The sequence below is a fragment of the Ulvibacterium marinum genome, assembly GCF_003626755.1.
Taxonomy (GTDB): domain Bacteria; phylum Bacteroidota; class Bacteroidia; order Flavobacteriales; family Flavobacteriaceae; genus Ulvibacterium; species Ulvibacterium marinum.
This window is the reverse complement of sequence record NZ_RBCJ01000001.1, coordinates 477,595-498,386: the sequence shown is the minus strand read 5'-3', so window position 1 is coordinate 498,386 and position 20,792 is coordinate 477,595. Positions and strand designations below refer to the sequence as shown.

At 40.3% G+C, this 20,792-nt stretch carries 18 protein-coding genes and 1 pseudogene; 13 read left to right on the top strand and 6 right to left on the bottom strand.

Annotation, left to right across the window (positions count from 1 at the left end; genetic code table 11):
• The first annotated feature begins 2 nt into the window (after positions 1–2).
• The 12 genes and pseudogenes from sufC to D7Z94_RS02140 all read left to right on the top strand — a co-directional run bounded on the left by sufC (position 3) and on the right by D7Z94_RS02140 (position 12,287).
• Positions 3–755: a Fe-S cluster assembly ATPase SufC gene (gene sufC / locus D7Z94_RS02195; protein ID WP_120709866.1), complete on the top strand. Its 753-nt coding sequence runs from the start codon at positions 3–5 to the stop codon at positions 753–755.
• A gap of 72 nt (positions 756–827) precedes the next feature.
• Positions 828–2,144 carry a Fe-S cluster assembly protein SufD gene (gene sufD / locus D7Z94_RS02190; protein WP_120709865.1) on the top strand — a complete coding sequence of 439 codons (1,317 nt, stop codon included), beginning with the start codon at positions 828–830 and terminating at the stop codon, positions 2,142–2,144.
• A gap of 135 nt (positions 2,145–2,279) precedes the next feature.
• A complete protein-coding gene (locus D7Z94_RS02185) occupies positions 2,280–2,864 on the top strand; it encodes an outer membrane protein (RefSeq protein ID WP_120709864.1) in 585 nt (194 codons plus the stop codon).
• A 94-nt stretch (positions 2,865–2,958) separates the two neighbouring features.
• Positions 2,959–4,173 (top strand): aminotransferase class V-fold PLP-dependent enzyme, encoded by a 1,215-nt coding sequence (locus tag D7Z94_RS02180; protein WP_120709863.1) that lies wholly within the window; start codon positions 2,959–2,961, stop codon positions 4,171–4,173.
• A gap of 74 nt (positions 4,174–4,247) precedes the next feature.
• Positions 4,248–4,670 carry a SufE family protein gene (locus tag D7Z94_RS02175; protein ID WP_120709862.1) on the top strand — a complete coding sequence of 141 codons (423 nt, stop codon included), beginning with the start codon at positions 4,248–4,250 and terminating at the stop codon, positions 4,668–4,670.
• A gap of 5 nt (positions 4,671–4,675) precedes the next feature.
• Positions 4,676–5,008 carry a DUF59 domain-containing protein gene (locus tag D7Z94_RS02170; protein ID WP_120709861.1) on the top strand — a complete coding sequence of 111 codons (333 nt, stop codon included), beginning with the start codon at positions 4,676–4,678 and terminating at the stop codon, positions 5,006–5,008.
• Positions 5,009–5,029: 21 nt separating this feature from the next.
• A pseudogene (locus tag D7Z94_RS02165) lies at positions 5,030–5,299 on the top strand (four helix bundle protein).
• 140 nt (positions 5,300–5,439) lie between these two features.
• Entirely contained in the window at positions 5,440–5,943 is a 504-nt protein-coding gene (locus D7Z94_RS02160) for a DUF2480 family protein (protein ID WP_120709860.1), read from the top strand.
• A gap of 77 nt (positions 5,944–6,020) precedes the next feature.
• Entirely contained in the window at positions 6,021–6,953 is a 933-nt protein-coding gene (locus D7Z94_RS02155; protein WP_120709859.1) for a DUF3078 domain-containing protein, read from the top strand.
• 726 nt (positions 6,954–7,679) lie between these two features.
• Positions 7,680–10,616 carry a hybrid sensor histidine kinase/response regulator transcription factor gene (locus D7Z94_RS02150; protein ID WP_158594577.1) on the top strand — a complete coding sequence of 979 codons (2,937 nt, stop codon included), beginning with the start codon at positions 7,680–7,682 and terminating at the stop codon, positions 10,614–10,616.
• A 138-nt stretch (positions 10,617–10,754) separates the two neighbouring features.
• The gene (locus tag D7Z94_RS02145; RefSeq protein WP_120709857.1) at positions 10,755–11,753 is read left to right on the top strand and encodes a carboxypeptidase-like regulatory domain-containing protein; all 999 of its coding nucleotides are present in this window, start codon (positions 10,755–10,757) and stop codon (positions 11,751–11,753) included.
• A 69-nt stretch (positions 11,754–11,822) separates the two neighbouring features.
• The gene (locus D7Z94_RS02140) at positions 11,823–12,287 is read left to right on the top strand and encodes a hypothetical protein (RefSeq protein WP_147415813.1); all 465 of its coding nucleotides are present in this window, start codon (positions 11,823–11,825) and stop codon (positions 12,285–12,287) included.
• 292 nt (positions 12,288–12,579) lie between these two features.
• Here D7Z94_RS02140 and hflX read toward each other — a convergent pair whose 3' ends face one another.
• Entirely contained in the window at positions 12,580–13,791 is a 1,212-nt protein-coding gene (hflX, locus tag D7Z94_RS02135; protein ID WP_120709855.1) for a GTPase HflX, read from the bottom strand.
• 77 nt (positions 13,792–13,868) lie between these two features.
• On the opposite strand from hflX, the gene D7Z94_RS02130 reads away from it, so the two are divergent.
• Positions 13,869–14,843: an endonuclease/exonuclease/phosphatase family protein gene (locus D7Z94_RS02130; protein ID WP_120709854.1), complete on the top strand. Its 975-nt coding sequence runs from the start codon at positions 13,869–13,871 to the stop codon at positions 14,841–14,843.
• Positions 14,844–14,848: 5 nt separating this feature from the next.
• Here D7Z94_RS02130 and D7Z94_RS02125 read toward each other — a convergent pair whose 3' ends face one another.
• From D7Z94_RS02125 to D7Z94_RS02105, 5 genes are all read right to left on the bottom strand, one after another.
• Positions 14,849–15,562 (bottom strand): 3'-5' exonuclease, encoded by a 714-nt coding sequence (locus tag D7Z94_RS02125; protein WP_120709853.1) that lies wholly within the window; start codon positions 15,560–15,562, stop codon positions 14,849–14,851.
• Entirely contained in the window at positions 15,563–17,368 is a 1,806-nt protein-coding gene (locus D7Z94_RS02120; protein WP_120709852.1) for a DUF4153 domain-containing protein, read from the bottom strand.
• Between the two features lie 259 nt (positions 17,369–17,627).
• Positions 17,628–18,101, bottom strand: a complete 474-nt coding sequence (locus D7Z94_RS02115) for a methylated-DNA--[protein]-cysteine S-methyltransferase (protein ID WP_120709851.1) — start codon at positions 18,099–18,101, stop codon at positions 17,628–17,630.
• 29 nt (positions 18,102–18,130) lie between these two features.
• Entirely contained in the window at positions 18,131–19,267 is a 1,137-nt protein-coding gene (locus tag D7Z94_RS02110) for a CNNM domain-containing protein (protein ID WP_120709850.1), read from the bottom strand.
• A 156-nt stretch (positions 19,268–19,423) separates the two neighbouring features.
• Positions 19,424–20,764, bottom strand: a complete 1,341-nt coding sequence (locus tag D7Z94_RS02105) for a serine hydrolase domain-containing protein (protein WP_245967120.1) — start codon at positions 20,762–20,764, stop codon at positions 19,424–19,426.
• Positions 20,765–20,792 lie beyond the last annotated feature (28 nt).

Here is a 20,792-nt window from a genome sequence, read left to right as displayed (position 1 = left end):
CTATGCTAAAGATAAATAACCTGCATGCAGGTGTAGAAGGAAACGAGATATTAAACGGTATCAACCTGGAGGTAAACGCAGGAGAAGTGCACGCCATTATGGGTCCAAACGGGTCTGGGAAGAGTACTCTAGCTGCAGTAATTGCTGGCAAAGAGGAATTTGAAGTTACGGAAGGTACCGTCGTTTTGGATGGGGAGGATTTGGAAGACTCCGCTCCGGAAGAACGTGCCCACAAGGGGATTTTTCTGTCTTTTCAGTATCCAGTTGAAATTCCAGGCGTAACAGTGACCAACTTCATGAAAACCGCCATCAACGAATCTAGAAAAGCAAAAGGCTTGGAGGATATGCCCGCCAATCAAATGCTAAAGCTAATTCGGGAGAAATCCGAACTGTTAGGGATAAATCGAAAGTTTTTGTCCAGATCGTTGAACGAAGGTTTTTCAGGTGGCGAAAAAAAGCGGAACGAAATTTTTCAAATGGCCATGTTGGAGCCTAAATTGGCCATTTTGGACGAAACGGATTCAGGTTTGGACATTGATGCGCTTCGTATCGTGGCCAATGGGGTCAATAAATTGAGAAGTAAGGATAACGCGGTTATAGTGATTACGCACTATCAGCGTTTGTTGGAATACATTGTGCCGGATTATGTACATGTGCTGCATGAAGGAAAGATTGTAAAGTCTGGTTCCAAGGAATTGGCCTTTGAGTTGGAGGAAAAAGGATATGATTGGATCAAAAATGAAGCTGTTGTTTAATTGGTAGTCTTTAGGGAGTAGGGCTGGAATCAGATTCTGCTTACCAAATACTATCTACTTAAGACCAAAAAGATGGATTTAAAAGACAAACTCATATCATCCTTCATGGCTTTCGAAAGCAATGTGGATATTGACCATCCCGTTCATGATGTTCGTGTTGAGGCGATGAAGAATTTTGAGATGAAGGGATTTCCGAACAAAAAACAGGAAGCCTGGAAGTATACCTCGTTGAATAGCCTACAAAAGGTAAACTTTAGCATTTTTCCAAAGGAGGTCAATGCCTTGGAATATAAGGATGTTAAAAAGTACTTCCTGCACGAAATGGACACCTACAAAATAGTATTTGTTGATGGTATCTATAGCTCTTTTTTATCCGAGACCACTCATGATGGCGTGGATATTTGCCTAATGAGCTCCGCCCTTACCAAGCCCATGTACAAACCTGTAATCGATGTTTACTTCAATAAAGTGGCGTCCAACGACGAATCCTTGACTACTTTGAATACTGCTTTCAGCAGGGAGGGGGCCTATATTTATATTCCAAAAAATAAAATGCCCAAAAAGCCGGTGGAAATCGTGCATTTTGCTACTGGAAATGAAGCCTCCCTAATGTTACAGCCGCGGAATTTGATTGTTGTTGAAGAGAATGCCGAATTACAGATAATAGAAAGACATCAGAGTTTAACGAGCAATGAAGTGTTGACCAATTGTGTCACGGAGATCTATGCTGCGGAAAATGCTATTGTCGATTACTACAAAGTTCAGAACGATACGGCATCCTCTTCATTGATTGATAATACCTATATCAATCAGAAAAACAAAAGTGTGGTCAAGGTACATACCTTTTCCTTTGGGGGAAAGCTTACAAGGAACAACCTTAACTTCTATCAAAATGGTGAGCACATAGACTCTACTATGAAAGGAGTTACCATATTGGGCGAAAAGCAGCATGTGGACCACCATACCTTGGTACACCATATAGAACCGAATTGCGAAAGTCATCAAGACTATAAAGGTATCTATGGTGAAAATTCTACTGGAGTCTTTAACGGAAAGATTATCGTGGACAAAATAGCTCAAAAGACCAATGCCTTTCAACAGAACAATAATATCCTGGTCAGCGACAAGGCCACTATAAATACTAAACCCCAATTGGAAATTTTTGCGGACGATGTGAAATGTTCCCATGGCTGTACCATAGGCCAATTGGACGAAGAAGCACTTTTTTATCTACAATCCCGGGGTATTCCCAAAAAGGAAGCCAGGGCCTTGCTGATGTACGCCTTTGCCAATAATGTTTTGGAAAGCGTACGGATTCCTGAGCTAAAAACAAGAATCAATAAATTGATTGCCAATAAGTTGGGGGTTAGTTTAGGATTTGATCTTTAGACTATCGATTTTAAGGACTTATTAAGTGAGTTTTAACGGTTGTTTGTATAAAACTTAACAAGGCGTTATATTTTCTTACATGTCATTTCTGCTAGTTTAGCCGTATAGAAAATTGTCTAACCGAAAACTAGCAAAATGACAAAAAAATTACTCTTAGGTCTTCTATTACTTTTATCCCTACAAGCAATTTCTCAAGACAAGAATTGGAGCGTGGAGGCGAACTATCCAATATTAATTGGGGACGACTATCTCCAGGATTATAACGGATTGTTGGATTTAGGTCTTAGTTACAGATTCATAAGTTTAGGGATTTTTGATATTGGTGTGGGGATTAATGGTGGGATTTTCCGAAATGTAAATGGTAGGAACTCTAATATTAAAGTGGTTGGTGAAGAATTTTATCTACAACCTAGGGCGTTTACGGAACTAAAACTACTAAGATTTCGCCCTTCCTTTGGTATCGGATATTCCATCTGGAATTCAAGGTTAGAGGTTGAGGAAAATGGAGAGAATGTGATTGACTCTAGTGATTCGGACGGAGGCTTAAACGTGAACCTTGGAATTTCTTATGATATCACAAAAAGCTTTTTTATAAAGGCGCAATATGACTTTACCCGTCTAAATATTAGGAGTACTATTGAACAAGGAGGTGAAGTTTTTGACTTGAAAATAAATCAAAATGTAGATATCATTAAGTTTGGTGTTGGATTTCGTTTTTAGGAATTTTATTCCTTGTAAAATCTTTCCCTTTCCCTTCCCAATAAGCAAGTAAGTTTCTAAATAGTAGGTATCTTTGCGGCTCAATTGAATTGCTATGTTCGATGTAAAAAAAATCCGAAACGATTTTCCTATCCTGAATCGAAAAGTCAATGGAAGACCTTTGGTTTATTTGGATAATGCCGCAACTTCACAGACGCCTCAACAAGTAATAAATGTTATTGTAGATTATTATAGTAACTACAATGCCAACATTCATAGAGGGGTACATGCATTGTCACAAGAAGCTACGGACAAGTATGAACAGGCCCGGAAAAAGATTCAGGAGCACTTCAATATTGGCAAGTCCCATGAGATTGTTTATACCTCAGGTACTACCCATGCCATAAATCTAGTAGCCAATGGATTTTCTTCCTTTTTAAAACAAGGGGATGAAATACTGGTCTCGGCCATGGAACACCATTCCAACATTGTACCGTGGCAAATGCTCGCCGAAAGAACGGGAACGATTCTTAAGGTAATCCCCATGAGCCTGGATGGAGAATTGGAAATGGACGCATACGAACAATTACTTTCGGATAAGACCAAACTTGTTTTTTGCAATCATGTTTCCAACGCCCTGGGAACCATCAACCCCATTCAGGAAATTATTGATAAGGCACATGAGGTTGGTGCTGCAGTTTTGATCGATGGTGCACAGGCCGCCCCACATATCAAGTCGGATCTTCAGGCATTGAATGTGGATTTCTACACAGTTTCCGCCCATAAGATGTGCGGGCCTACTGGGGTTGGGATGCTATACGGAAAAGAAGAATGGCTCAATACACTACCTCCGTATCAAGGCGGTGGGGAGATGATAGCCGAAGTTACCTTTGAAAAGACAACCTACGCAGATCTGCCCCATAAATTTGAGGCCGGTACACCCAACATTTGTGGCGGAATAGCTTTTGGAGCAGCCTTGGACTATATGAATGCCATTGGTTTTGAGTCTATGTCCGAGTACGAAAAAGAGCTATTGGATTACGCCACCGAGAAATTATTGGAAATCGAAGGGCTGAAGATTTATGGCACCGCAAAAGACAAAACTTCCGTAATTTCCTTTAATATTGATGGGATTCATCCGTATGACATAGGGACAATCTTGGACAAATTGGGTATAGCTGTCCGTACGGGTCATCACTGTGCCCAACCTATAATGGATTTTTATAAAATCCCCGGGACGGTACGTGCCAGCTTTAGCTTTTATAATACCAAGGAAGAGGTTGATATTTTGGTAGAAGGTGTACAGCGGGCTAAATCCATGTTGCTATAAACAAGCCAAGTTATCATTCTCTTAAATTATTGATAACCATCGATTCTTATTGTATTTTTACCGAAAATCAATATATGACCATTGAAGAAATTCAGGAGGAAATTGTAGACGAGTTCTCCATGTTCGATGATTGGATGCAACGGTACGAATACATGATAGAATTGGGAAAGTCACTTCCTCTGATAAATGAAAAATATAAGACCGAGGATAACATAATAAAAGGCTGCCAGAGCAAGGTCTGGGTACACGCCGAGTTGGAGGATGATAAATTGGTGTTCACCGCGGATAGCGATGCTATTATTACCAAGGGTATCATAGCTATTTTGATACGGTCATTCAGTAACCAAAGACCGCAGGATATTATTAATGCAGATACGGATTTTATTGATGAAATAGGTCTTAAAGAGCATTTATCGCCCACACGTGCCAATGGACTGGTCAGCATGATCAAGCAGTTAAAATTGTATGCGGTGGCCTATCAAACACAATTAAACTAGGAAAAATGAGCGAGGAAATAACCAAAATAGATACCCAAGAATTAGGGGAGAAAATAGTAAAGGTGCTAAAGACCATTTACGATCCCGAAATCCCGGTTGATATTTATGAACTAGGCTTAATATACGACGTCTTCGTAAATGAGGACAATGAGGTAAAGATCTTAATGACCTTGACATCGCCTAACTGCCCAGTGGCCGAAACCTTACCTGTTGAAGTAGAGGAAAAGGTAAAGTCCTTGGATATGGTAAGAGACGCGGAGGTAGAAATCACCTTTGACCCGCCTTGGACCCAAGATCTGATGAGCGAAGAAGCCAAGTTGGAATTGGGATTGTTATAGATTTCAGATGTGGGATGTCAGATGTCAGTTAATAAGGGATTTGAACAAATAGTTTCATGGAAGAAAGCAAGAGAGCTTAATAAGGAAATTTATCGCTTGACCAAGGATTCTAAATTTTCAAAAGACTTTGCCCTAAGAGACCAGATAAAAAGAGCATCAATATCTATTTCTTCAAATATAGCCGAAGGATTTTGAAGAAAATCGAATAAGGAATTTATATATTTTTTGAATGTCGCCCAAGCTTCATGTTACGAAGTAAAATCTCAATTATATTTAGCTTTGGATATTTAGTATATTACGGAATCTGAATTTAGTGACTCATTTGCGATTTGCGATGAAATATCCAAAACAATTTTTGTTTTAATAAAACATCTTAAGAAAAAGCAATAATGCTCTATGTACTAAACCCGACCACTTAAATCTGAAATCTTATGTCTGAAATAGTAAACCGTGTCGCCCAAAGCAAATTGGTCACTTTTAGCTTGGAAGATTATTATCCGGAAGGCAAGAGGATTCTTTTGGACATCAAGGATTGGTTGTACGAGGGATTCATCCTCAAAGAAAAGGAATTTAGGGCCCAGGTTGCGAGCCATACATGGGAGCAGTATCAAAATTCGTATGTTGCATTAACCTGCTCAACGGATGCCATAGTCCCCGGATGGGCCTATATGCTTGTAATGACCCGTTTGCAGCCTTATGCCAAAAAAGTAGTCCAAGGAACGTTGATGGATTTGGAAACTATCCTATTCCATTCTGTAATAGAAAACCTGGATGTGGATGATTTTAGGGATAAACCGGTAATCATTAAGGGATGTACCAACAAACCCGTTCCGCCAAATGCCTATTTATGGATAACGGCTAAACTACAAACGGTCGCCAAAAGCGTAATGTATGGTGAAGCTTGCTCTTCTGTCCCCCTTTTTAAGCGTAAATAATTGTTGACAACATTGTTCATTATTTGTTTACATGTTTAAATTTGTAGTTCATAAACTATAACTAAACACTAGACATTATGAAAAAGTTAGTATTTGGGCTGGCAACAGCCCTTATGGTTTCTGTTGCCTCGGCACAGACACTTGAAGAGCTCAAGACCGAGCAGGCGGCCAAAAAGGATTCCGTAGCAGACATTCAGGGGAGGGTAGATGCCCTGCAGGGACAAATAGATGCCTTCCCGGGTTGGAAAAAGGGCGCCTTTGGAACGATAGGAGCGAACATTTCAGGATTCAACAATTGGTATGCCCAAGGAACTCCCAACAACTCTTCCGGGAATATTGGGGCTACGCTCAATGCCTTTGCCAATCTAAACAAAGAAAAGTTTTTTTGGAGGAATTCAGGAAACATTAATTTGCAATGGGTAAAGTTGGATGATAAGGATAGTGATACGGATGACGAAAGTTTCAACGGCACTACGGATGTTTTTAACCTTACATCCCTTTATGGGTATAAATTGAGCGAAAAATTTGCAATTTCGGCTTTGGGCGAATATCGAACCACGATTATAAACAATTTCAACGATCCAGGTTATTTGGATTTGGGAATCGGGGCCACGTGGACACCCATTACGGATATGGTAGTGGTTATCCATCCGCTCAATTACAACTTTGTATTCAGTAGTGAGGACGATATTTATGAATCCTCGACCGGGGCCAAAATCTTGGTAGATTATACCCGACAAATAGGGGATATAAATTTCAAGACTAATTTTTCCACCTTCCAAAGCTATAAAAGTGGAGACCTTTCTAACTGGACATGGGTCAATTCCTTTGGATATACTTTATGGAACGGTATTGGTCTTGGATTTGAATTCGGTCTTAGGAACAACAAACAAGAAGCTTTGGATTATGCCATAAACAAGGCACCTACTCCAGATCCGGACGCGACTTTTGATAGCATTGACAATGATTTGCAGACCTACTGGATTTTTGGACTCAACTATTCCTTTTAAAATATGGAGTTTCCTAGTATAAAGTAAAAGACCCGACAATTTTGTCGGGTCTTTTCTGTTAAGTAGGATACATTTAATTTGTTTGCACAGTCAAATAAAATCGAACTTTATATTCGGTAAAGATTTAGGTGGTGCCATCCTGATAGCTATCAGGATCAATTTCCGTTAAGTTACGTTCTCTTCTGGGACAATCATTAAACCTTTAAATACATTGCGAATGTAGTTTCATAGGATATGATGCTTAAATTTTTGTTGTGAAAGGAATAGAATTTGTTGTGAACAACGTTAAAATGTGTTGTATCATCGATGAAATGCATAGAAAGCACTTTAACCATTTTTAAAAATAAAAAAGCCCGGACTGTGGGGTTCGGGCCATTTTTTTAGCTAAGTAGGTTATTGTAAAATTTGGACTAAGCTTTGTAGGTTAGAATTTTGGCTTGGGAAAACCTCCATTCTTTTCGGTTAAGTTCAAGGTGTCGATTTGGGGTCAACACTATCACTTAATTACAATGTAAATGTAGTACGGATATGGGATTGTTCTAAATTATTGTTGTGAACCGATCTTAATTTGTGGTGAAATTTTTAACGGTCTTGTTTCATCGATGAATAGCACTTTTATCTATTTGGAAACCATACTTTTTCAAATTGGGACTATGGTATTAGTATTTAAGGCGGAACAGATCTAGTATTGTAAAATTAAGTACCTTGTAGAAATAGCGAATGGAGATGAAACAATTACTTCTCCCCCCCTTATTATTTTTTTCTTCTTTTTTGATTTCGCAATCAAAAGTAGACAGTCTTCAATTGGAATTTGAAAATGCCCAAGAGGATACTGTCAAAATCCAGCTACTTCATAAGCTTTATTATGAGTTTGAAAATCGGGTTCCCCAAAGAGCCAGGGAAACGGCATTGAAAGCTTTAAGAATGGCAGAACAATCGGGTAATGGAGAATTACAGATTAAGAGCATTACCATATATGGAGACTTTTTGTATTCCCAGTCCCAATATGATTCGGCCATAACCTTATATAACAATGCCTTGGAACTGGCACGAAAAAACCTTTCCATACTCGGAGAATCAGAGGCTCTTTTCGGATTGGGAAACACGTATTATAGAAAAGGCAATTTTGAAAAAGCAAAAGAGTTTCACCTGGAAAAATTAAATATTGCTAAAAAAGCAAAGGACAATGAAGGTATTGCCGGCTCATATAACAGTTTGGGCCTCATATATTCTGAACAGGGAGATTATACCAAAGCCATGGAATACTTTACTAAGTCATCCAAAATGTATCAGGAAGTAGGCCATTTAAAATACTACGGCATTACTTTAATGAGCATTGGTATGGTACAGCGTATGCTGGGCAATTATGAAATGGCGAAAAACTATTACCAAAAAAGCGACAGCATTCATATAAAAACAGATAATCTACTTGGGAGAGCCTACGTTTTTCATAATCTGGCCATAATCAATAAAAATACCGGAGCCTTTGAAGAAGCCATGATATATAATAACAAAGCACTGGAGAGCTTCCAAAAATTAGGAGACATAAAAAAAGTTGGGGAAGTATTTTACAACCTGGCCAGCATTCATATGGAACAGGAGAGTTTTGCCAAGGCCATAAGCCATTATCATGAATCGCTTGATATTTCTCTAAAGGCCAATGACTCATTAATGATTGCTTTTTCCAACTGCGCCATAGGGGAATGCCATTTGCACCTTAAGGATTTCAATAAGGCAGAAAAACATTTATTGGAAGCGGTTAAAGTAGCCCAGGCTATTAATTTATATCCAATTGAGATGGATGGGTACGAATATCTTTCCACAGTATACGAAACCCAGGGCGATTTTACCAAGGCTTATAAAAGCAAAAGCAAGTATTTAGTTTTAAGGGATAGCCTGTACACCAAGGAAAAAAGAGAACTGGCCAATGAAATTGAGGCCAAATACCAAAATGAACAAAAGACAAAGGAAATTGCCCTTTTGGCATCCGAGAAGGATTTACAGACATTACAGTTGCAAAAACGGATAAACGAACGGAATGGTATTATTGCCTTTTCCTTGATCGTTCTCCTCTTGGCCGCACTAGTGTACAATCAATATCGAATAAAGCAAGGAGCTAACAAACGCCTTCATGAATTGGACCGGTTAAAGTCCAATTTTTTCACCAATGTTTCGCACGAATTTAGGACACCGTTAACATTGATCAAAGGACCAATTGAACAGCTAGAGCAAAATCCCGATGAAAAGCTGGGTGTGCCTACTATCAAGATGATGCGTCGTAACGCCAATCGCTTGCTCAATATGGTAAATCAGTTATTGGACCTTTCAAAAGTTGATGAAGGCAGCTTAAAACTAACACCTACAGAAGGGGATGTGTATAAATGTTTGCGGGCTGCGGCATCCTCTTTCAATTCACATGCCGCCCAACGTTATATCGATTATAAGGTACGGATTCCGCAGGGTTTGTTATGGGCTTCCTTTGATTGGGATAAGCTGGAGAATGTAGTTTATAATTTACTCGGGAATGCTTTCAAATTTAGCGAAGACGGATCAGGGATTTCCTTTCTTGTATCCTATAACGGCCAGAACCTTCAAATCGAGGTAGGTGATTCCGGAAAAGGTATTCCAGAGGAAAAGTTGCCTTTTATTTTTGATCGCTTCTATCAGGTAGACAGTAGTACCACTAAGGAAAAGGAAGGTTCGGGAATTGGGCTTTCGCTTTCCAAAGATTTGGTTGAGCTTATGGATGGGACAATTACCGTGATAAGCGAAGTAGGTAAAGGTACTTTTTTTACCATCCATTTGCCCATTTTGGAAATTCGGACAAGGCCCAAAGATGTGACGGAAACGAATGTGCCTTCAGATATAACGGAGGTAAGGCCCCAACCTTTCCAGCTGACCAAAGGAGATAAGAGAAATCTACCCAACATTTTGTTGGTAGAGGATAATAGCGATATGAGACACTTCATAGGAGGGCAATTGATAAAAAAATATAAAGTCAAAGAAGCCACAGATGGCAAGAGTGGGCTGCAAAAAGCGATTGCGGATTCTCCCGATTTGATTATCACCGACCTGATGATGCCCAAAATGGACGGATTAGAACTTTGCAGAAAATTGAAGACCGATTTACGTACGAGCCATATTCCTGTAATTATGTTGACGGCCAAGGCAGGAATGAGCAATAAAATTGAAGGGTTGGAAACCGGGGCGGATGACTATCTCACCAAGCCCTTTGATGCTAAGGAACTCATGGCGCGAACTAAAAATCTAATTGAACAACGGCAAAAACTAAGGGAACTCTATAGCACCAAAGAAACCCAGATAGACCCTAAAAGGATTACCCTCACGTCTATTGATCAGAGGTTTTTGGAAGAAGTCTTGTCACTACTGGAAGAAAATTATTCGGATTCAAGTTTTGGGGTACCTAAAATGCAGACGGCCTTGGCCATGAGCAAGACCCAATTACATCGGAAATTAAAAGCATTGACGAACGAGGCCCCTGGGGAGCTGCTCCGGAACTTTCGCCTAAAAAGGGCCGCACAATTGTTGTCCCAAAAAGCGGATAGTGTTACCCAGATTGCTTATAAGGTAGGCTTTAACAATCTCTCCTATTTCGCCAAATGCTTTAAGGAACTCTATGGGGTGACACCTTCTTCCTATTAACACTTTCCAAATTCCTGTTCATTCGGGAACTATGCTGTTACCATCTGGAACCTTACTATTAGCCATTCGAGCACCCAGGCCATAGTTTTGACATATCTGGTCCCCTAAAATCAATTATTCATTCTAAAGGAGGTAACTATGGAATTAGCAAGACAAAACCGAAGGGGTACTGTATTCAATGCGCCGTACAAATTAATTCCCCAGGCCTTACTGTTAATCGCTTTTTTTGCGATGATAATATGTTTAACGCTATTATTGAGTTGTAGCAACGGGGATGATACAACGGGTTCGCAAGGTGCCGGAATAGGTGAGGTAATGGGGTCGGTAAAAGATGAGGACGGGAACCCGTATCCCAATACTGTAGTAAAGCTTTCTACGGGTGCAACGTTCATCGAAACAAAAACCGATTCCGATGGAAATTTTGACTTTAATGATGTTGCCGGAGGAACACATGAGGTTACCATAAGTCTTCCATTATCTACAGAGGGAGTTACCAATACCTCCACCGCCATTAATGTTCAGGACAATCAAACGGTTACGGTTGATTTTGTCATCCGCCCTTTGCAAGTAAAGGCACACTTAAATTTTGGTAATGTACAATTACTGGAGGAAATAAAAGATGAGAACGGAAACACACCTACTGATCCCGATGAGCCCTTGTATGCTGAGAATATCTTTGATGAACCATTGGGTCTTTTAACGGCAATCAAGACTCCGGATGGCGAACATGTTACACTATCCGAATTTAAATCTGCACAGGGCAATCTGATGGTACATTGCAATGGAGACACTTCCATTGTCGAAATTGCCTTAGAAGGTATGATACCTAACGGAACCTATACATTTTGGCTCGCCTATCTCAATAAAACAAGAAGCGTGGGCGAGCCCATAGACTTTGCAAATGATTTTGTCAATTTCACAAACCCTCCCATTGGATCTGCGTCAGGTACGGAAAATATAGTTGTAGCTACTGAAGATGGAACCATTAACACATCACTTCAACATACTTCCTGCATTCTAACGGACGAGGTTGCTCTTGTTATTCCTGTGCTGTACCATATCAATGGAAAGACGTTTGGAGGTGGACATGTGCCTGATCCCGAGGAAATGGTTCAAATGTTGGCTTACTTTCAATGATTGGCAGGGTCAAATAAAATTCAATAGTACCCAAAATATAACATCATTTAAAAATTGAAGAACATGGAAATGAAAAGAAACAAAGAAGCGCGTATTGTTTTGAATACAATACAAAGAGTTATGGCAACCTTTCTACTTGTAATGGTTTTAACCAATTGCAGCAAAGATGATGCCGCTCCAGAAAGTTCTATTAGGCTGGGTGCCTTGAGTCTTTCCGAGAATGGGGATTGCAATCACAGCAGTGGGGTAACGGGAACCTCATTTGGAATTTTGATTCCATATAGCGGTACTCAGGACGATACGCTTATCCGAATATTATATAAACTTATCCCTGAAGGAGGGGATGCAATTGAGCGTACTGCAAATTATAATGATTTTTCCTTAAAGGATGGAAGCGGGGAAATGACATGGAATTCCTGTCTACGCTTTTTCGATGTGAGCTTTATTGATTTGGAAATACGTATAGAAACTGCGGATGGGATAATAAGTAGTGTGTCCAAAATAAAGATTAACAAACCTGATGGTGCCAATTAAAAAAAGCCCGGACTTTGGGGTTCGGGCTTTTTTTTAGTTAAGTAGGTTATTGTAAAATTTGGTCTAAGCTTTGTAGGTTCGAATTTTGGTTTTGGGGAAACCTCCGTTCTTTTTCGGTTAAGTTCAAAGTGCCGATTTGGGGTCAACACTATCACTTAATTACAATGTAAATGTAGTACGGATATGGGATTGCTCTAAATTATTGTTGTGAACCGATCCTAATTTGTGGTGAAATTTTTAACGGTCCAATTTCTTCGATGAACGACATCCTTTTTTACTAAAAAGTAGCTTTCTAGTATTGATCCAGATGTTCCGGATAGAGGAAATTGTTGTAGGGGAATCTGCTGATATGGATTTCCCTTACGGCATTATACACCTTGCTCCGAAACTCATCCAAATTATCCTTGTTTAGGGCGGAAATAAAAAGCACATTATCACCTAACCGCTGCATCCATGTCCGTTCCCATTCCTCCATAGTAAAATGTCTTGAAGTCCTTTCGGTAACCAAATCGTCTTCATCTAGGGCCTCATGTGAATATTGGTCTATTTTATTGAAAACCATTATCATTGGCTTTTCCGCGCTATTGATTTCATCTAAAATTTGGTTTACGGAATCTATGTGCTCCTCAAATTGGGGATGGGAGATATCCACTACGTGCAATAACAAATCAGCTTCGCGTACCTCATCCAAAGTGCTTTTAAAACTCTCCACTAATTGGGTCGGAAGCTTCCGAATGAATCCTACCGTATCGCTCAATAAAAAAGGAAGGTTGCCAATGACCACTTTCCGTACCGTGGTATCCAAAGTGGCAAAAAGTTTGTTTTCGGCAAAAACATCGCTTTTACTTATCACGTTCATTAATGTCGATTTCCCCACGTTGGTATAGCCTACCAAGGCTACGCGTACGAGGGAACCTCGGTTACCGCGTTGGGTCTCCATTTGCTTATCTATCTTGGTCAGTTTCTTTTTTAATAGGGAAATCCGGTCGCGAACGATACGACGGTCGGTTTCAATTTCCGTTTCCCCTGGACCTCGCATTCCAATGCCTCCACGTTGGCGCTCCAAGTGTGTCCATAAGCCGGTAAGTCGAGGTAAAAGATATTCATATTGCGCTAGCTCCACTTGGGTACGGGCATAACTGGTCTGTGCGCGTTGGGCAAAAATATCCAGGATAAGACCGGTGCGATCCAGGATTTTGCAACGTAATAATTTTTCGATATTGTTCTGCTGGGCGGGGGTTAGCTCATCATCAAAAATAACGGACCCTATTTCGTGCTCTTTAACATAGGTCTCAACCTCTTTCATTTTTCCGCTACCTATATAAGTCTTTGGATTGGGGACCTCTACACGTTGCACAAAACGTTTGGTTACCTCTCCACCGGCGGTGTAAGTCAAAAACTCCAGTTCATCCAGATATTCGGTTACCTTTTCCTCATTTTGAGCTCTATTGATGACACCGATCAAAACGGCCTGCTCATAATCTATGTGTTGTTTTTCTAACATATGAAATCGTAAAGTGCAAATTTAAGCAATACGGGCCAAGCTATTTTTGTAAATTGATCTTCCCAAACGGAGAATGCATGCTTTTTTCATTTTTTAAGAGAAAGAAAGGCAAACAGCTACATACCATAGCGTTTTATAATCTGGAAAATCTATTCGATACCATAGATGATCCGGATACCTTAGACGATGACTTTACACCAAATGGACATAAAAAATGGTCGCCTAGGCGATATAAAAAGAAAGTGAACAAATTGGCCAAGACCATTTCCGAAATTGGGAACGGGTCTGCCCAAACCCCCCCCGTTCTCGTAGGGGTCGCCGAAGTGGAGAACAAAACGGTAATGGACGACCTAATAGCATCCGAACCTTTGCAAGGTATCGATTATGGCTATGTACATTATGACTCCCCGGATGAACGGGGTATAGATACGGCATTAATTTATCATAGAGGGAGTTTTGAGGTGCTTCATTCCGAACCCATCGCTTTGTTGGTCTATGAAATGGATGGATTACGGGATACCACTAGGGATATTTTATATGTTCATGGAAAATTGAACGGAGAGGAAGTCCATATTTTTGTAAACCACTGGCCTTCCCGAAGGAGCGGTAAGGAAGAGACCGGATACAAACGGGTACAGGCAGCCAAGACCATACGAGAGTTTATGGCCTCTTTGGAAATGAAAATCCCCGATCCTAACTATATAGTGATGGGAGATTTTAATGACGACCCTTCTTCGGAAAGTATACAGACCTTAATGGAATCCACTACCTTGTACAATCCCATGGAAAAGTTACATTCACCAGAAAGGGGTAGTGCCAATTATAGGCGAAGTTGGAGTCTTTTTGATCAGATTATGGTCTCGCACAACTTTTTTAATTACAAAAAAGGAACCCATAGCTTTGCCCATGCCAATATCTTTGATGACCGTTTTTTGACCGAATGGACGGGAAAATATAAGGGCAGTCCGTATAGAACCTATGTTGGGCGGAAATATCTAGGGGGCTATAGCGATCATTTTCCGGTATATATACAATTGAAGTACAACGGATGAGGATTTTAGACCTTTTTGATTTCGGTATCCGCCAACAAATCCTCATTTCGTAAGCGTAGAAAAACCTGAGCCGTGGTTACCACATCGCCTTCGCAGTACAAAATAATTCTATCCAAGTCATTGTCTTCGTAATAAACTTCTCGCACTTTACTACCGTCTATATCTTCTTTTGGCGAGGGGATGCCCAAAATATGGGCCAACAATTTTAAGGAGGTATAGTGTTTGTAATCTCCGAATTTCCAGAGCTCCATGGTATCCAAATGAGGTACTTCCCATGGCTTTTTACCAAAAAGATCCAGCTTATAGGGTAATGAAATACCGTGGACAATCATGCGTCGTGCGATATAAGGGAAATCGAATTCCTTGCCATTATGACCGCACAGTAGATGTTTTGGCGAGCTGAAATGACCGTTCAAAAGATTTTTGAAGTCCTTTAGGATTTTTACCTCATCTCCATGAAAAGAGGTCACTCTAAAACTACGAACGTCTCCCCTTAGGTTAAAATAACCAACGGAAATACAGATAATCTTTCCAAATTCCGCCCAAATACCGGCACGTTCGTAAAACTCCTCGGCAGTAATCTCGTCCTTTCGTTGGTATTGGGACTTTTGCTCCCAAAGTTCTTGCTCGGCATCATTTAATTCTTCAAAAGCAACCTTTTGGGGAACGGTCTCTATATCCAGGAACAAAACATGTTCCAAATTTATTTTCTGTAACATCTAAGGCTGTTTTAGGAAAAGGTAAATGTTGGAGTGACTTATTTCAATGGAATCCTTTTTAACGTAAAAGCCTAAACTGGTAAATAAAAGTTTAGCAGAAGCACTATCATTCTTGAATTCCATAATCAATTTCTTGGGGTCAATGGAGTGGAGGTTTTTTCCATATTTTGTAAGTTCCCTGAGGTTTGGTTCCAAGGGAATCTCAAGAAGGGCTATGTCACCTTCTATACCGTGTAAGGTCAATTGTGAAGATTTTGAACGATATTTGATGTAATAGGACCCCAAAGGGATACTGTCAGGCGAATTTGAATGGATTTCTAGAGGAGCAAAAAAGGAATAATCCGTTATATCCAAACTCTGACCTGTATTTCCTTGCCCATAATAATTATAGTAGTTTCCATAGGCCCCTTCGTGCTTCAAATCTTCTGGGTTAAGTGTAATACCCAGGGAATCCAATATTTTTTCGGTATTGAGCCAACCGTAAGTTTCTAGTTTTCCATTTGTGGTATCCCTATGAATCCCTTGTATGGATATTGCGGGACCTGTGATATCATCCAGATAGGATAGCGCGTCTCTGTCATTCAAATAAGAAAGAATGGATTTCAATTGTTCATACTCTTTAAAGCTGGCCTTATTATTTTTGGACCCAAGGGCTTCATATACATTTTGAAATTGACGGACTTGACTGTTTTTTGAAACACTGAAAGCTCCCCAAAAACCAAACGACGCAAGGATTGCCAAGATAAAAAGGGATATGGGTAGAATTTTTAAACGTTTGCTTTTATAAAGAAGAAGGTAAATTGCTATGCCCAGAATCCAGAATGCACTTACCATAACAAAATATCGGTTTTCCGTAAACCCATAATCCCCTATACGCCTAAATATGGCTATAAAGAGCAATAGGACTAGAGGAAGCAACAAAATGTAAAACCATGGATAAAAATGGTTTATTACCCATGATTTGATGGACTTTTGGACTGGGTTGATGATAATCTGTACCAAGAAACCCAATAATGCCAAGGCTGTGACCAAATAGGAGACCCAACCCTCGGGGAGTTCCCATTGCATTAAAATCTTAAGGCCGTAGGCATATAGAATTAGGATGTATAGAAGTACTAGGGGAATCAATATATATTTTACAAATACTTCCAAGGCCTTATTAAATGCTATTGTCTTGTTCTCTAGTATTTCTTTGGGAAAATCCGATAAATATATCCAAGTGTTAACGATTCCCAGGCAAAAGACGAACAACTGCCCGTAACGTTCCCCCTTAATATCAATGTTGAACAACGAATCTATGGCCAACAATGCCAATACAAGGCCTAAATACAGTACCCCTGAAAAAAAGGCACTGCGGATAATCGCATATGCCACGGATTTTAGGTAGTTCCAGTAGGCCTCTTTGTTCCATTTTACCGCAAAAGGAGCAAAAAGCACAAATAAATGCCCGGCTATGAAGTATAGAAAGAATCGGATGTAGTAAGTTGGATCGACATCGGTTACGCTTAAATCCGGTAAGTGCCAATAAAAAAGGGACAGCAAAGCCAAAACGATCAGCTTTAGACCAATCCACTTTTTAGGATTTTTCAATTGTTCCACAAAAAACTGTGTCCCGATAAACCAGCTTACACCCAATAATAGGGTCAACAGAACTCCGGAGTACTTTTTGAGCAATACGCTTGAGTTCTCCTCCAGAAGGAAAATATAGAAAAAGGACCCAAGAATTACCCAGACCAAGGTTATGGGAAAGCGCTTAAAGGCATTTTGAGCCTTTCCCGTAATATCTATGAGGGAGGGGAACTTCATTATAAATGTCTTGAATTCAATATACGAACAAATTGGGATAAGTCGGAAATATCATATTCCATAATCTGGGGTAGTTGTACTTCATCGTGTGTTCTCTGTGAAAAAACTCCAAACCGACCATAGGGTCGGTCCCTTAATTTATAGAATAATTCATTAAGCATAAAACCTCCTTTAAAATAAAGACCAGATCGATGAAATGCAATCTATTCCAAACAACATTGAATAATAATTGGATGACCGACCAATCGGTTTGAAGTAATTAAAACAACGATTGCTGTTTGGCGGGACTCTCATGGTTCAAAAGCCATTTTTTCCGATGAAGACCGCCAGCATAACCGACTAGGGAACCATCGCTTCCGATTACCCTGTGACAGGGAACAACTATCCATAGCGGGTTTTTTCCATTAGCCGCGGCCACGGCTCGAATGGCCTTTACATCGCCCAAGGTTTTGGAAAGTTTCAAATAGGAAACGGTCTTTCCATAAGGGATTTCCTGAAGTGCCTTCCAAACTTTTTTTTGAAAATCGGTTCCTTCTGGATTTAGGGTTAGGCTAAAGGATTTTCGTCTTCCCTCAAAATATTCCTGAAGTTGATATACTGCATCTTCCAGGATTTCTGGAATGACTTCGGCTGTCTCTTCATCTGTATCCAGAACGGTGATGCTAGAGAGTCCTTTCGCATCTCCTTCCAGCTTGGCAACACCCAAAGGTGTTTTGATACATGCTTTTTCCATAGCTTTTAGTGGCACCTTAAGACGACAGATTATTCTTTCTGTCCGGGATCAGGTGGCTGGGTTTGTTCAATTACACCACTCTGTTTGGCCCTGTGCTCCCAATTCTTTCGAGCCAAAAGTTGCAAATCGGCCACATTATCACTTTCATCCATGATTTCGAGGCCCAAAAGGGTTTCGATAACATCTTCCATGGTTACAATACCACTTACCGATCCATACTCGTCCACTACCAGGGCAATATGTTCCCTTTTTGCGATCAAGGTATCAAAAAGCTTGGGAATAGGGGTGTCCCTTTTGGTAATCAATAGGTCCCTACGAATTTCGGAAAGGGTGATATCTCCATTATTATTGACAATTTCCTCCAACACATTGTCCTTGAGTACAAAACCGGTGATATTATCTACTTTGGAGTCATAGACAGGGATACGGGAAAATCGAAGTTTGGGATTTTCATCAAAGAATTCTTGAACCGTACTTTGCTCAGAAGCTATTTTAACCACTGCCCTTGGGGTCATGATGTCTTTCACAAATACCTCATCAAAACGGAGTAGATTTTTAATAACGGTAGACTCTGATTCTTCAAAAACCCCTTCCTCTTGGGCAATATCGGCCATGGCGGTAAAGTCCTCCCGACTCAAAACACTCCCATGATGCCCCTTACCACCGACCAATTTGGTAAAAAGTTGCAACAACCAAAGGAGCCCCGTCCATTTTAAGGCCAATACCATTATTTTGAGCGATTTGGCCGTAAAGTTGGCCAATTGCCGCCAGTACGTGGCGCCAATAGTTTTTGGAATGATTTCCGAAGCTACTAAAATTAAAATCGTCATAACCGTGGAAACTACACCTACCATAAGGTCTTCCGTAAACGTTATCCCCAAAACCGAATGTTGCGTACTGCCGTACAGGTCGGCATAGGCTACCTTTGCCTGTACCCCTACCAAAATGGCCCCAACGGTATGGGCTATAGTGTTCAAGGTCAGGATAGCTATCAATGGTTTGTCCACATCCTTTTTAAGCCCCTCCAAGGTTAGGGCGTAGGACTTGCCCTGCTTTTTCTTAAGATTGATAAAGGTGGGCGTAATGCTCAAAAGGACGGCTTCCAATATGGAGCATAGAAAGGAAAAAAATATGGAAACAAGGGCATAAAAGAATAACAATCCCATGGATGAAGTTTTACCAAATCAAAGATACCAATTAAATTAGTGAAACCTATTTTTTGAAGTGCTGGCAATTTAGTTGTTAAACTGATGGCAGAATTAACCCATGATGTGGTGCCCCGGATTTATGTCACCTATCTCAATTCCTTTATTTTGGATTTTTTAATTCAAAGGCAAAAGGCCCTGATAGAACACCTGCTGGAGGGCGGATCGGACATTAAGTTTGTACAAATTGCGATTCTCCCTAGTAGGATTGACCCTGTTGGAAAGAAAAATAAATACCAATTGGTTTTTAGGGTCTGCCCAAACAAAAGTCCCCGTAAATCCACTGTGTCCGAAGCTTTCAGGGCTTGCCTCAGGTGCCGGATACGCTTTTTCCAGTGACAGTTCGGCATTGTCCAACAAAGGTTTATCGAAACCTAGACCGCGTCGGTTTTCATTATCTGGATACTGTACTTTTATGAATTCCTTCACCGTGGCTTCGGAAAGGTATTGCCTGCCATCATAACTTCCATAGTTCTGATAGAGTTGCATAATCTTGGCCAGATCGGGGGCCGAACTAAAAAGACCGGCGTTGCCCGATACTCCGCCTAAAAGCGATGCATTCTCATCGTGTACCCAGCCTTGGGTCAAAGTGTGGCGGAATAGCGTGTCTTGTTCAGTAGGGACAATTTGGTTAGGGAAATTTTTTGTCTTGGGCCTAAACCCCAAGGTCATGGCTCCCAAAGGTAGATAGAAATTCTTTTCCAGATAATACTCATAGGATTCACCGGTCAATTGTTCAATGAGTTTGGGGAATATTAAAAAAGTGAGTCCGGAATAGCGGTATTTCTTTTCGTCGGAAACTTTTGAGCGGTTGATCATACGATACATTTTCCGGTTAAATCGATTATTTACATAAAGTCCCTCGTAGGCCTTGTTCTGAAATCGATTTTTCTTCGTTCTTTTTACAAATCGGTTTTTGAGTTTCCCATTTTTTTTGATGACCTCGTTTAGAAAAACAATGTAAGGTTCCAACCCGGCTTGATGCGCTAAAATTTCCCGTAGCGTCAAATCTTTTTTGTCCTTTATATTGCGCCAGGGTTTCCAATAGGTGCTAAAAGGTTTGTCCAAATCCAATTTTCCTTCGTCCACTAATTTCATAATGGCCGGTAGGGGCCCTAATATCTTGGTAACGGATGCCAAATCATAAATATCATTTAAGGCCACAGGGCGAATGCTGTCATAGGTATGAAACCCATAGGCCTTATGAAATATAATCTGGGCATCCTTTGCGACTAAAACCTGTGCGCCGGGAAAGGCTTCTTTTTTTATACCATTCGTTATAATAGAATCGACCTTTGTATTTATGTAAGAGGAGTCAAGACCTACTTCTGATGGCAGACCATAGGTGAGTTTTCCGGGTTGGGGAATGCTTAAAGATTTGGCCGACCCCTCTTGAGCAAAGGCCGTTCCAAAAAACAAACTGAAAACTATAAAAAGTGATTTTTTCATGTATCTCATACACTCATTTTGAACAAAGGGAATAATT